The sequence below is a fragment of the Kushneria indalinina DSM 14324 genome, assembly GCF_003385845.1.
Taxonomy (GTDB): Bacteria; Pseudomonadota; Gammaproteobacteria; order Pseudomonadales; family Halomonadaceae; genus Kushneria; species Kushneria indalinina.
This window is the reverse complement of record NZ_QRDJ01000006.1, coordinates 68,528-81,272: the sequence shown is the minus strand read 5'-3', so window position 1 is coordinate 81,272 and position 12,745 is coordinate 68,528. Positions and strand designations below refer to the sequence as shown.

General features: G+C 61.2%; 16 protein-coding genes. 12 read left to right on the top strand and 4 right to left on the bottom strand.

What is annotated here, in order from left to right; genetic code table 11:
- The first annotated feature begins 45 nt into the window (after window positions 1-45).
- The 3 genes from C8D72_RS00425 to C8D72_RS00415 all read left to right on the top strand — a co-directional run bounded on the left by C8D72_RS00425 (window position 46) and on the right by C8D72_RS00415 (window position 3,365).
- On the top strand, window positions 46-1,047 hold the full coding sequence (locus tag C8D72_RS00425) for an ABC transporter ATP-binding protein (protein ID WP_115852464.1): 1,002 nt from the start codon (window positions 46-48) through the stop codon (window positions 1,045-1,047).
- Entirely contained in the window at window positions 1,044-2,069 is a 1,026-nt protein-coding gene (locus C8D72_RS00420; RefSeq protein ID WP_115852463.1) for a dipeptide ABC transporter ATP-binding protein, read from the top strand. Before C8D72_RS00425 ends, C8D72_RS00420 begins: the two co-directional genes overlap by 4 nt.
- Window positions 2,070-2,225: 156 nt before the next feature.
- A complete protein-coding gene (locus tag C8D72_RS00415) occupies window positions 2,226-3,365 on the top strand; it encodes an FUSC family protein (protein WP_115852462.1) in 1,140 nt (379 codons plus the stop codon).
- On the opposite strand, the gene C8D72_RS00410 is transcribed toward C8D72_RS00415, so the two are convergent.
- Both C8D72_RS00410 and C8D72_RS00405 read right to left on the bottom strand, forming a co-directional pair.
- Window positions 3,356-3,748 (bottom strand): hypothetical protein, encoded by a 393-nt coding sequence (locus C8D72_RS00410; RefSeq protein ID WP_115852461.1) that lies wholly within the window; start codon window positions 3,746-3,748, stop codon window positions 3,356-3,358. The two genes, C8D72_RS00415 and C8D72_RS00410, sit on opposite strands and share 10 nt — an antisense overlap.
- A complete protein-coding gene (locus C8D72_RS00405) occupies window positions 3,729-4,022 on the bottom strand; it encodes an FAD assembly factor SdhE (RefSeq protein ID WP_115852460.1) in 294 nt (97 codons plus the stop codon). Before C8D72_RS00405 ends, C8D72_RS00410 begins: the two co-directional genes overlap by 20 nt.
- 207 nt (window positions 4,023-4,229) lie before the next feature.
- Between C8D72_RS00405 and C8D72_RS00400 the strand changes: the two genes are divergently transcribed.
- The 3 genes from C8D72_RS00400 (at window position 4,230) to lapB (ending at window position 6,158) form a co-directional block, all read left to right on the top strand.
- Window positions 4,230-4,526, top strand: a complete 297-nt coding sequence (locus C8D72_RS00400) for an integration host factor subunit beta (RefSeq protein ID WP_115852459.1) — start codon at window positions 4,230-4,232, stop codon at window positions 4,524-4,526.
- Between the two features lie 135 nt (window positions 4,527-4,661).
- The gene (locus tag C8D72_RS00395; RefSeq protein WP_115852458.1) at window positions 4,662-4,967 is read left to right on the top strand and encodes a lipopolysaccharide assembly protein LapA domain-containing protein; all 306 of its coding nucleotides are present in this window, start codon (window positions 4,662-4,664) and stop codon (window positions 4,965-4,967) included.
- Window positions 4,968-6,158: a lipopolysaccharide assembly protein LapB gene (lapB, locus tag C8D72_RS00390; protein WP_115852457.1), complete on the top strand. Its 1,191-nt coding sequence runs from the start codon at window positions 4,968-4,970 to the stop codon at window positions 6,156-6,158.
- A gap of 8 nt (window positions 6,159-6,166) precedes the next feature.
- Here lapB and pyrF read toward each other — a convergent pair whose 3' ends face one another.
- A complete protein-coding gene (gene pyrF / locus C8D72_RS00385) occupies window positions 6,167-6,868 on the bottom strand; it encodes an orotidine-5'-phosphate decarboxylase (protein ID WP_115852456.1) in 702 nt (233 codons plus the stop codon).
- A 162-nt stretch (window positions 6,869-7,030) separates the two neighbouring features.
- On the opposite strand from pyrF, the gene C8D72_RS00380 reads away from it, so the two are divergent.
- The 6 genes from C8D72_RS00380 (at window position 7,031) to C8D72_RS00355 (ending at window position 11,549) form a co-directional block, all read left to right on the top strand.
- Entirely contained in the window at window positions 7,031-7,297 is a 267-nt protein-coding gene (locus tag C8D72_RS00380) for a ComEA family DNA-binding protein (protein ID WP_115852455.1), read from the top strand.
- Between the two features lie 224 nt (window positions 7,298-7,521).
- Window positions 7,522-8,007, top strand: a complete 486-nt coding sequence (locus C8D72_RS00375; RefSeq protein WP_170140447.1) for an FxsA family protein — start codon at window positions 7,522-7,524, stop codon at window positions 8,005-8,007.
- A 163-nt stretch (window positions 8,008-8,170) separates the two neighbouring features.
- Window positions 8,171-8,464: a co-chaperone GroES gene (locus tag C8D72_RS00370; RefSeq protein WP_115852453.1), complete on the top strand. Its 294-nt coding sequence runs from the start codon at window positions 8,171-8,173 to the stop codon at window positions 8,462-8,464.
- A 58-nt stretch (window positions 8,465-8,522) separates the two neighbouring features.
- Window positions 8,523-10,163, top strand: coding sequence for a chaperonin GroEL (gene groL / locus C8D72_RS00365; protein WP_115852452.1), 1,641 nt, complete (start codon window positions 8,523-8,525; stop codon window positions 10,161-10,163).
- Between the two features lie 134 nt (window positions 10,164-10,297).
- Window positions 10,298-10,792 (top strand): GNAT family N-acetyltransferase, encoded by a 495-nt coding sequence (locus C8D72_RS00360; RefSeq protein WP_115852451.1) that lies wholly within the window; start codon window positions 10,298-10,300, stop codon window positions 10,790-10,792.
- The gene (locus tag C8D72_RS00355) at window positions 10,785-11,549 is read left to right on the top strand and encodes an RNA methyltransferase (protein ID WP_115852450.1); all 765 of its coding nucleotides are present in this window, start codon (window positions 10,785-10,787) and stop codon (window positions 11,547-11,549) included. The genes C8D72_RS00360 and C8D72_RS00355 overlap by 8 nt, the downstream gene beginning before the upstream one ends.
- Before the next feature lie 127 nt (window positions 11,550-11,676).
- Here the strand turns inward: C8D72_RS00355 and C8D72_RS00350 are convergent, their stop codons facing one another.
- Window positions 11,677-12,714 carry an aldo/keto reductase gene (locus C8D72_RS00350; protein ID WP_115852449.1) on the bottom strand — a complete coding sequence of 346 codons (1,038 nt, stop codon included), beginning with the start codon at window positions 12,712-12,714 and terminating at the stop codon, window positions 11,677-11,679.
- Window positions 12,715-12,745: the final 31 nt, after the last annotated feature.

The window sequence follows — 12,745 nt, the reverse complement described above, 5'->3', positions numbered from 1 at the left end:
CGACAACAACGACAAACGTCGACCATTTCACAACAGGAGAGCACCATGGCGCTTCTGGACATTGAACAGCTCAGCGTGTCCTTCGACACGGATGAAGGGACCTTCCCCGCAGTATCGGATCTGAGTCTGACACTGGAGGAAGGCGAAGTGCTCGGTATCGTCGGCGAATCGGGTTCCGGCAAGAGCGTGACCATGCTGGCGATGATGGGCCTTCTGCCCTTTAACGCCCGGGTCGAGGCCAGTCGCTTTCACTTTGCCGGCCAGGACATGCAGACCCTGAACGACCGCGCCCGGCGCCGCCTGACCGGCAACGATATTGCCATGATCTTTCAGGAGCCGAGCACCAGCCTCAACCCGAGCTTTACCATCGGCTTTCAGCTGCTGGAAGCCATCAAGGCGCATGAAGGCGGCAGCCGCCGCCAGCGCCGCGAGCGCGGCATCGAGCTGCTCGACCAGGTTGGCATCCCGGCGCCGGGCAAGCGCCTCAATGACTATCCTCACCAGCTCTCGGGCGGCATGAACCAGCGCGTGATGATCGCCATGGCGATTGCCTGCAATCCGCGGCTCTTGATCGCCGATGAACCGACCACGGCGCTGGATGTGACCATCCAGGCACAGATTCTGGATCTGTTGCTGCGCCTTCAACAAGAGCGCGGCATGGGCATGATCCTGATTACCCATGACATGGGCGTGGTGGCCGGCGCCGCCAAGCGGGTCGCCGTCATGTACGCCGGGCAGCTGATGGAAACCGGCGCCAGTCATGATGTCTTTCGCGAGCCTGCCCATCCCTATACCGGGGCGCTGCTCAACGCACTGCCAGAGCGCCATCCGGGCACCGCGCGCCTGCCGACCATTCCCGGTGTGGTGCCGGGCATCAACGACCGCCCCCAGGGCTGTCTGTTTCATCCGCGCTGCGCCCATGCCCGACAGGACTGTCGCGCCAGCCGCCCGGCGCTCAAGGCCGTCCATGCCGAAACCGGTCTCGGGACACGTCATGTGCGCTGCTATCATCCGCTGAATGAAGAGGTTCTGGAGATCGCCCCATGAGCAGACCCGACATCCTTGATGAATCCCTGCTCGATGCGCCTTTGATGGAAGCGCGCGATCTCGTTCAGACCTATCAGGTGCGCCAGGGCTTTTTGCGCCGCGCCGAACTGCACGCCGTGCGCGGCGTCAGCTTTACCCTTCACGCTGGAGAAACGCTGGCCGTGGTGGGAGAATCCGGCTGTGGCAAGTCAACGCTTGCCCGCATGCTGACGCTGGTGGAACATCCCTCCTCGGGGGAACTGTCGGTCGGCGGGCGTGACGCCGCCAATCCCGATCAAAAAACCCTGGCCGCGCTGCGCCGCGACGTGCAGATGGTGTTTCAGAATCCCTACGGCTCGCTCAATCCACGCAAGCGCATCGGCACCATTCTGGAAGAGCCGCTGGTGATCAACACCTCGACACCGGCCGATGAGCGTCGGCGCATGGCGCGTGACATGCTGGCCCGCGTCGGGCTGCGCCCGGAACACTATGACCGCTACCCGCACATGTTCTCCGGCGGCCAGCGCCAGCGCATTGCCGTGGCCCGCGCCCTGATGCTGCGCCCCCGGGTACTGGTGCTCGATGAGCCCGTGTCGGCGCTGGATGTCTCGGTCCAGGCCCAGGTGCTCAACCTGCTCAACGACCTGCAGAAAGAGTTTGGCCTGGCGTATCTGTTCATCTCGCACGATCTGAGCGTGGTGCGACACGTGGCCGACAACGTCATGGTCATGTATCTGGGCCGCCCGGTGGAGGTCGGCTCGCGCGAAGCGCTGTTTACGACGCCGCGTCACCCCTACACCCAGGCGCTGCTCTCGGCCACCCCGTCGGTCAATCCCGACGAGCGCCGCGCCAGGATCGCGCTCAGCGGTGAGCTGCCCTCGCCCCTGTCACCGCCATCGGGCTGCGCCTTTCATCGCCGCTGCCCGCACGCCCGCCCCGAGTGCGCCGACAAGCGCCCGGAGCTTCGCAACGTCGAAGGCGCCCGGGTGGCCTGCCATTTCGCCGAGGAGATCATGGAGAAGCGCCTGACCGGGGCGGCATGATGCATATCGAGATGGTCTGACAAACAGCGGGACGGCCTGATAAACAGCGGGGCGGCGCAACGCCGCCCCGATTGCCCGTAAAGGAGGATTATTCCTCGAGTTTTCGGATTCTTCGACGATAAGATAGGCATACTCATTTATCCAGCCCGGCGCCCCATGGCACGCATACGCTTTCGCGATCCCTATTTCAACTATCGTTACCGTCACTATCTTTACACGCTGCGGGCCACCATCGCGCTCAGCGTCACCTTTTTCATCATTTCGCTTTTCAACATTCCCCACAGCATCTGGGCGCCGGTCAGCACACTCATGGTCATGGGCAACCTGCCCCATGTCGGCGGCGTGCTCGACAAGGGCGGCCAGCGCCTGATCGGCACTGCGCTTGGCGGGATTCTGGGTGTCGCTTTGCTGCTGATTCCGTCCGCGCCGCCGGGCACCATTCAGGTGCTGACCCTGGCCGCCATCGCCGTGGCACTACACGCCACCTTTACCTCACGCTATGGCTACAGCGTGCTGATGTTTGGCATCACGATCCTGATGGTCACCGGCGATGGCAACGAGGATCTGACCATCGCGCTGTGGCGCGCCTTTGACGTACTGCTGGGCACCAGCATCGGGATCATCATCACGATCATCGTGCTGCCCCAGAAGGCGACGGATCTCTTTCGCTTCATGCTGGCCGACAACCTCGACCGGCTGGCGAGTCTCTATTACGCCCACACCCTGGCCACCGAAGCCGATCACGATCAGGCGCTTGAAGAGATGAAAAAGACCACCTCGCAGCTGATCAAGCAGCGCGCTCTGGTGGACGCCGTGCACAAGGAAGGCAGGCTGCGCCGCGGCGAGCTCAACAGCCTGCTCTCACTGGAGCGACGCATGATCTCGACCGTCGAGCTGCTGCTGGAGACCCACTGGGACACCCGCAACGGTCACGACATCATTGAAAGTCTTGAGGGGCTGCGCGATGAACAGCAGCAGCTGGCGCGTGACCTGTCGATGCTGGCCCATCAGGTCCGCACCGGTCAGGAGATCGATCTGGATATCGCCGCGCTGGATCTGCAGCGCTACGTCAATCGGGCCTTTTCCGGACGCTCCTCTTCAGGGCGCGCCCTGTTCAGCCCCAGCGGCTATCTATGGCTCAACCGCGAGCTGGCCCGGCAGGCGCGTGCCCTGGTCGGCTATCTGAGCAATATCCAGCGCCTGCCCAGCTCAAGACTCAGAAAGCGGGCCAGCCGGCACCACCTGGTGGGCGGCAGGCGTTTGAGCGACGAGCGCCCGGATGGCGCTCAGCTCTGAGAAGGTTCGGAGGACGGGTCATCGCCTGATGAAGCAGTCAAAAGCGCCCGGCGCAGGCAACGAAACTGCTCGGGCGGCAGCATGTCATACCAGAGCGCGTAACGGCGACGCTCGATGCAAACCTCACACAACAGCGGCCCCACTCGTGGGGCCCTGAGCGTCACTCCCTGCCATTGATCGTAGCGGTACTGCTCCCACTGACCGTTGCCGGTGGTGCGAAGCGGCGGCGGCACCCGCCCCGCCTGTTGCCACCCCAGTGCGCCCAGCACGACAAGGACCACTCCCGACCAGAGCATCGACAGCCAGAGGGCGCAGGCCAGCGCGATGGCGCTCCCGACAAGCAGATAGAGCCCGAACGCGACCCTAGAGCGGGCGAACGTCACTTGTACGGGTGCTTTCGGCATAATCCACGATCTGCTTGATAATGGGCGCAAGTGTCTGATCATCGGGAATTTCACGGCGCATCAGCCACAGGAAAAGATCCTGGTCTTCCTGAGCGATCAGCGCCTGATAGGCGTACTGGTCCTCGTCGCTGAGCCCATCGAAGCAGTTCTCGAAAAAGGGCACCAGCATCAGATCCAGCTCCCACATGCCACGACGGGAATGCCAGTAAAGGCGCTTGCGCGCTGTGGCATCAAAGGCTTTTGGTTCACTCACATTGATCTCCTGTCAGATGGCGATGGCCCATGCGCCATTATACGCAGCCGGCACGCCACGCCCATGTTTGTCTGAAACTTTGACCGCCACCCCCGGCATTAATTTTGGGTGGTATGTAGTGCGTTGTTTTATCTCACATTAGCGGCTATGCTGAAAACAAACAAAAAGCCCTTGAAGGCTCCCGACAGGACGGATGGAGAACCCCCGATGACGAAGTCCGAATTGATCGAACAGATTGCCGCGCAACAATCAGAGTTATCCGTCAAGGAGGTAGAGTCGGCGGTTCGCCTGATTCTTGACGACATTACCGATACGCTGGCCAACGGAGGGCGTGTCGAGATCCGCGGCTTTGGCAGCTTTTCCCTTCACTATCGCGAGCCACGCACCGGACGCAATCCCAAAACGGGCGATCCTGTCAGTCTCAGCGGCAAGCACGTGCCTCACTTCAAGCCGGGCAAGGAGCTGCGCGAGCAGGTCAATGCCAGCCGTGAACAGGGATTTTGATCACCTCTCGCATCACCATCATTTCATTCCTTATCCTGCCTCATCACGCGTGCAGGCAAGCGCCGTAAACATCGCTGCACGCCACTGCCAGTGTTACACTGCCTTCAATTGGACAGGGAAAATCAGGGATCTGCTATGCGCTGGCTCAAGGGCGTGGTACTTGCTGTTATCACACTGATCGTTGTATTGCTGGGCATGCTGTTTGCCGTGCGCAACCAGCAGACCGTACCGCTGGATGTCATCTGGGCGGAACTGCCGCCGGCGTCGCTGTCTCTTTGGCTGCTGTCAGCGCTGGTCGCTGGCGTACTGCTGGGGATGGTCGCCATGTCCGGGCTATATCTGCGTCTGCGCACCAATCTCATGCGCACTCGTCATGACAATCAGCAACAACGCAAGGAGCTTGATCGCCTGCGCGTTCAGGAGTTCAAGGAAGCCCCCTGAATGCCGGATCCCGTGCTGCTCCTTATTCTCGTTGCGGCAATCGGCATCGGCTGGTGGCTGGGCCGCATGGAGCGAAAGCACTATCGCTATCGCCACCGGGCGCTTTCCGGCCAGCACCTGTCACGCGACTATTTTGTCGGGCTGAATTTCCTGCTCAACGAGCAGCCCGACCGCGCCATCGAAACCTTCGTTCAGGCGCTTGAAGTCAACGGCGATACCATTGATACCCACATTGCGCTGGGCAATCTCTTTCGCATGCGTGGCGAAGCCGATCGTGCCGTCAGGATTCACCAGAACCTGCTGGCGCGCCCTGTCCTGACCACCGAACAAAGCGAACAGGTCCAGCTTGAGCTGGCCCGCGACTTCATGCGCCTGGGCGTGCTTGATCGCGCCGAGCGGCTTCTGGACGCCCTGATATGCCAGTGTGAAAACGAAGAGACGGCCACGGCCGCCAAACGGCTGGTGGTAGATCTCTACGAGCGGGAGAAGGAGTGGCAGGCGGCACTGGAGGTGGCCCTGCCCCAACTGATACGTCAGGATGAACCGTTAAGGCGCGCCGCAGCCCACTGGCACTGCGAGCTTGCCGAGCAGGCCATCGAGGAAGGCAGCCCCGGCCCCGCCCGCCGGCATCTCAAACAGGCGCTCTCCATCGATGTGGCCTGCGTACGGGCCAACTGGATTCATGCTGATATCGAGCACCGTGCCGGCAGCTACCGCAACGAAATTCGCGCCCTGCGCCGCATTCGCGATCAGGACAGCGATATGGTGCCCATCACCCTGGCGCCCATCCAGCGCGCCTTTGACCTGCTCGACGATGAAGAAGGGCTGATCGACTTCCTGCACGATCAGATTGAAAAGGCCCCCTACGTCTCCTTTGTGCTGTTGCTGGCCGAGCGACTGCACGCCCGTGATGGCGTAGAGAGCGCCACGCGCCTGGTCAGTGAGCAGCTTCAAGGCAATCCGAGCCTGCGCGGGATCGACTATCTGATGGACCTCTATCTCAAGGAGGTTCCGGCACATGAGCTTGATCACCTGCGCCTGCTCAAGCGTCATACCGAACAGCTCATGGCCCAGCGCGCGCGTTATCGCTGCAAGAGCTGCGGCTTTCAGGGCGAGCAGCTCTACTGGCACTGTCCCAGCTGTCGTCAGTGGGGCACCATCAAGCCCATCACGGGTCTGGAAGGCGAGTAGCGCAGCCGCTACGGCTTCATCGTTGAAAGCTCCTGCTCGATGGCCGCAAGCGCTGCCATCGGCTTTTCGGCACGCGTCACCGGCCGGCCGATCACCAGATACGTGCTACCGGCCTGCATGGCTTCAAACGGCGTCATGACACGACTCTGATCATCACGCTGAGCAAAGGCCGGTCGAATACCCGGCGTCACCCGCAGAAAGTCATGGCCACACTGCGTGGCCACATCGCCTGCCTCTCGGGCCGAGCAGACCACCCCCGCCATGCCACTCTCCCGGGCAAGCCCGGCCAGATGCAGCGCCTGCTCGCCTGCCGTACGCGCAACGCCGGTCTCGGCAAGCATCTCGTCATTCATGCTGGTCAGTACCGTCACGGCGATCAAATGCGTGGGCAGCGCATGCCGGTCAAGGACGTCCCGCGCCGCCTGCATCATCGCCCGACCACCCGAGGCATGGACATTGACCATCCATACGCCGTGATCGGCGGCAGCATGCACGGCGGCGGCCACCGTATTGGGGATATCGTGAAACTTGAGATCCAGAAAGACATCGAAGCCGCGCTGATGCAGCGCCTTCAATGCCTGCGGGCCGCTGCGGACAAAAAGCTCCTTGCCCACCTTGAGCCGACAGCGTTGTGGATCCAGCTGGTCTACCAGCGGCAGCGCCGCCTCCAGACTGGCGTGATCGAGGGCGATGATCAGTGGGGAAGACATGCAGGCTCCTGTAGTTCGAGGCGCCAGTATAAGGGTTGTACCTCGCAAGCGGGATAGCCGCGAATCACCATCAAGGCACAACCCTTTATATAAAATTATCCTAAATAAGTATTCACGCCTGCCGATATACTCAAGGTAACCTTATCAACAGGAGAAACCGGCATGACCCGCAAACTGATCGCAATGTTTTTGACCACCGCTGCGCTGTCCCTGTCCGCCCCACTGATGGCCGAGCCGCAGAGCATCAACATCAATACCGCCACCGCGGCCGAACTAACGGCCCTGCCGGGCATCGGCGAGAAAAAGGCCGAGGCCATTGTTGCCGACCGTGATGCCCATGGCGCCTATGAAAGTGCCGATGACCTGAGCCGCGTCAGCGGTATCGGCAGTACCACCGTCGAGCAGCTGCGCGATAGCGTCGAGCTCTGATCGACCATTGGGCGGCGGCCTCCCGGCGGCCGCCCTGACTCTACGCATGGCGCCCCTTCCTGCCCGACTTTTGTCCCCTGTCACCATCCAGGCATATACCTCTCGTGGCTGACATGCCAGTATCCATGCTATCGACACCTGCCGTGCCTGGCCTCCCCTGATGGGAGTGCAAGGCGTGTACGGTAGCCCTGTGAACACATCGAATGCGAGAGTGTGAAAACATCATGCCCCTGCTGTTACCCATCGGCTTCTTTTTATTGCTGGATCTGATCTCGATTTTCGTGCTGGGCAAGCTGATCGGCGCCTGGGTATTGCTGGTCATCGTGCTGGCCGCCGCACTTGGCATGCACCTGATCCGTCGTGAAGGGCTGGATTCGTTTCGCCAGGCTCAGGAAAAGATGGCCACCGGCGGCGTAGCCAGCCTTGAGCTCAAGCGCGGCGCCGCCATGATCATGGCCGGCGTGTTGCTGATCATGCCCGGCATCCTCACCGACGTCATCGCCATGTTCTGTCTGATGCCCTTCTCCCGAAGCGCGCTTCTGGGGCGTTTCATGCGCAGCAACGTCAACGTCCACCGCTATCATCCCAACCATGACAAAAGCGGTGACACCTATACCCAGACCGAGCGCGATACCTCGGCGAATCAGTCATCACAAACCCGCGTAATAGAAGGCGAAATCATCGACAATGACAGGGATCGACGCGAGTAAAAAAATTGGCCCGCCCCCTTGAAACGTCACCACAAGACCTCATTAATCTGCTACGTCGTGATATCGACCCAAATACTCCGGTCACGCCGGAAACCGGGGGCGCCAGCGCCGCGGCCTGATCGTCCCCAGCAGTTCATGTAACCAATCAGGGAGAACGTGAGAAATGAACATCCGTCCTTTGCACGATCGCGTTGTCGTTCGTCGCGTGGAAGAAGAACAAAAGACCTCCGGTGGCATCGTTCTGCCCGGCAACGCGCAGGAAAAGCCGACCCGCGGTGAAATCCTCGCCGTTGGCAAGGGCCGCATCCTTGATAGCGGTGAAACGCGCCCGCTCGACGTTCAGGTCGGCGACAAGGTGATTTTCAAGGATGGCTTTGGCGTTGAGAAGGAAAAGATCAACGGTGAAGAAGTTCTGATCATGAGCGAGTCCGACATCCTCGGCGTGCTCGAAGGCTGATACCTCTTTTACGTCTACGTCATTTTTTACACGAACATAGAATCGAGGAATTACCGTAATGTCCGCCAAGCAGATCAAGTTCTCCGATGATGCCCGCAAGCGCATGGCGCGCGGTGTCAACGTTCTTGCCGATACCGTCAAGACAACGCTGGGTCCGAAGGGTCGTAACGTTGTTCTGGAAAAATCCTTCGGTGCACCGACGGTCACCAAGGACGGCGTTTCCGTCGCCAAGGAAATCGAGCTGAAGGACAGGTTCGAGAACATGGGCGCGCAGATGGTCAAGGAAGTCGCCTCCAAGACTTCCGATGTGGCCGGTGACGGCACCACCACTGCCACCGTTCTGGCCCAGGCCATCGTCAACGAAGGCCTCAAGGGCGTGACTGCCGGCATGAACCCGATGGACCTCAAGCGTGGCATCGACATCGCCATCGCCAAGGCCGTCGAGGAAATCCGCAGCATGGCCGTGCCGTGCACCGATTCCCGCGCCATCGCCCAGGTCGGCACCATCTCGGCCAACGGCGACGCCACCATCGGCCAGATCATCTCCGATGCCATGGCCAAGGTCGGCAAGGAAGGCGTCATCACCGTTGACGAAGGTCGCGGCTTTGAAGACGAGCTCGAAGTCGTTGAAGGCATGCAGTTTGACCGCGGCTACCTGTCGCCCTACTTCGTGACCAACAACGAAACCATGTCGGTCGAGCTGGAAGACCCCTACATCCTGCTGGTCGACAAGAAGATCTCCAACATCCGCGAGCTGCTGCCGACGCTGGAAAGCGTGGCCAAGGCCGGCAAGCCGCTGGTGATTATCGCTGAAGACATCGAAGGCGAAGCGCTGGCGACACTGGTCGTCAACAACATGCGCGGCATCGTCAAGGTCGCGGCTGCCAAGGCGCCCGGCTTCGGCGATCGTCGCAAGGCCATGCTGCAGGATATCGCCATCCTGACCGGCGGCACCGTGATCTCTGAAGAAGTCGGTCTGAACCTTGAGCAGACCACGCTGGATCACCTGGGCAGCGCGCGTCGCATCACCATGTCCAAGGAAAACACCACCGTCATCGACGGCAACGGTGTGGAATCCGACATCGAGTCCCGCGTCAGCCAGATCCGCACCCAGATCGAGGACACCTCCTCCGATTATGATCGCGAGAAGCTCCAGGAGCGTGTTGCCAAGCTGGCCGGCGGCGTTGCCGTGATCCGCGTCGGTGCGGCCACCGAAGTGGAAATGAAAGAGAAAAAGGCACGCGTTGAAGACGCGCTGCACTCGACTCGTGCCGCCGTTGAAGAAGGCGTGGTCCCCGGTGGCGGTACCGCACTGGTTCGTGCTTCCGCTCGCCTGCGCGACATGAAGGGTGAAAACGAAGACCAGACGCACGGCATTCAGCTGACCATCCGCGCACTGGAAGCCCCGCTGCGTCAGATCGTCACCAATGCCGGTGAAGAAGCCTCCGTGATCCTCAACCGCGTCCGCGACGGCGAAGGCAACTTCGGCTACAACGCGCAGACCGGCGAGTACGGCGACCTGTTCGAAATGGGTGTTCTCGACCCGGCCAAGGTATCGCGCTCTGCCCTGCAGTCTGCCGGTTCCGTTGGCGGTCTGATCATCACGACCGAAGCCATGGTCGCCGATGACCCGGAAGAGAAGGAAGCTGCCGGTGGCGGTGACATGGGCGGCATGGGTGGTATGGGCGGCATGATGTAATCATCCCCCGAAGCCCGGCTCCCCGAGCCACTTCGAAAGCCCCGCATCATGCGGGGCTTTTTCATGTCTATCTTTTTTCATGTCCATGATAGGCTTTGCGCACTTATCCATGACCTTCGTATGTGCCCGCTATCATGACAATTTCCATCCGTGCTGCCGTCCCCGATGACGCCCCCGACATCGTGCGTTTTATTACCGAACTGGCCATCTATGAGCGTGCCGAGCACGAGATGAAAGCTAATGAATCGATGATTCGCGCAACGCTTTTCGGTGACCGTCCGCATGCCTACGCCCTGATGGCGCTGCAGGATGATCAGCCGGTCGGCGTTGCCGTCTATTTCTTCAACTATTCGACCTGGCTGGGCCATCGCGGCCTCTACGTTGAGGATGTGTTTGTGACCTCAAGTGCCAGAGGCCAGGGCGCCGGACGGGCACTCATGCAGGCACTCGCCCGCATCGCCGTGGACAATCACTGCCCGCGCTTTGACTGGCAGGTGCTGGACTGGAATCAGCCCGCGATCGACTTTTACGACGCCATCGGCGCGCAGCCCCGCAAGGAGTGGCTCTCCTATCGTCTCGAAGGCGACGCCCTGAAAGCGTTTGCGAACTCGGGAGCACACCATGACTGAACCGCGCTCGACGCTGGATAACGTTCGCATTGTGCTGGTGCAGACATGGCATCCGGGCAACATCGGGGCGGCGGCGCGTGCGATGCACACCATGGGGCTTGAACGGCTGGTGCTGGTCAATCCGCGCCGGTTTCCGGATGAGGAAGCCACCCGCATGGCCGCCGGTGGCGAGGCGCTGCTGGAACAGGCTCGAGTAGTGGAAAGTCTCGAAGAGGCCGTCGCGGACTGTGGCGCGGTGGTGGGCCTGTCTGCCCGCCTGCGCAATCTGGCCCTGCCACAGTTCGAGGAGGGTGACGAGATGGCCCGTGAGCTGATGGCGCTGGCCGAGGACATGCCGGTGGCACTGGTGTTTGGCCGCGAACGCTCGGGGCTGACCAACGAGGAGATCGCCTGCTGCACTCATCAGTTGAGCCTGCCGGCCAACCCGGACTACCCGATTCTCAACCTTTCTCAGGCCGTTCAGGTCTGCGCTCACGAGCTGTATCGCGCCTTTCGACATCGCCAGCCGGTTCAGGGGGATGCTGCCAGACAGGAGAGCCGCCGCCAAAAGGACCTGCCACCAAGTCGTGAGCAGATGCAGCATTTCCAGCAGTCACTGGCCACGGCACTGGAAGACGCCGGTTTTCTCAACCAGCCCCATGCCCAGACGCTGGAACGACTGCAGAACTTCTATCAGCGCTCCTCACCCACCCGCAAGGAGCTGTCGCTGTTGCAGGGCGCACTTCGGGCGCTTGTCGACGCCGCCGAGAAGCCGTGACATCGTAAACGTCCGGCAAAGTCACCTTCCAGGCCTCAGCATTAGGGGCGAAGGTGTTCGCGTATTTTAAAGCGGACGTGCCAGCCCTTCGAAGCACTTGCCAAAAACCTTTCAAGGCCCGGATTGTTCAGGAAGGTACAGCTCGCCGGCTGGCATTCTGGTGCTCCACCATCCAGCCGGGGTAACAGGGCGGCAAGGCACTTACAACCTCCAGCCGCGCCAGCTCCTCGTCCGTAAGCACGACATCGACCGCCCCCAGGTTATCGTCGAGCTGATCCATCCTTTTGGCGCCGATGATGACGCTGGTGACATGGGATCTGGAAAGCAACCAGGCCAGCGCCACTCTGGCAACGGACATACCGCGCGCATCGCCAATGGCGCGTATTTCTGCGATGCAGGGCCAGGCCTGATTCAGATCCACGGGTGGAAAGTCGAAAGTACTGCGCCGGGCCCCCTCCTCAGTCGATGCTCCCGGGCCGAACTTCCCCGAGAGTAATCCACCGGCAAGCGGCGACCAGACAAGCAGCCCCATCTGCTCTTCGATAACGAGGGGCACCAGTTCGCGCTCTATATCCCGTCCTGCAATCGAGTAATAGGCCTGAAGCGTTTCAAAGCGTGTGGCATTGAGCGCGGCACTCAGCCCCAGCGCCTTGCCGATCCTGCCCGCGTGCCAGTTCGAGACGCCGACATGGCGGACCAGCCCCTGACGCGTCAGATCATCCAGCGCCCGCAGTGTTTCCTCTATTGGGGTGACGGGGTCGCTGGCGTGAATCTGGTAAAGGTCGATATGGTCGACCTGAAGGCGCTCCAGGCTTCGCTGAATGGAATCCATGATATGACCGCGCGATGCCCCCTGATCATTGGGTCCGGGCCCCATGACACCTCCCGTCCTGGTCGCCAGCACAACGTCGCTGCGCACCACGCCGAGGTCTCTCATTGCCTGACCCAGGATACGCTCGGACTGACCGAAAGAGTAAATATCGGCGGTGTCGATAAAGTTGATTCCCTGCTCCAACGCCCGGGCAATCAAACCGTTGGCCTCAGCCTGATCCACCGCCCCGATGGCCGCCCACATGCCCGCGTCGGCATTGCCGCCCAGCGTCATCGTGCCCAGGCACAGCTCGGAGACATACAGGCCCGTACGGCCCAGTCGATTGTATTTCATGGCGCCTCCTTCAGAGTCGCAGGTTCAAACA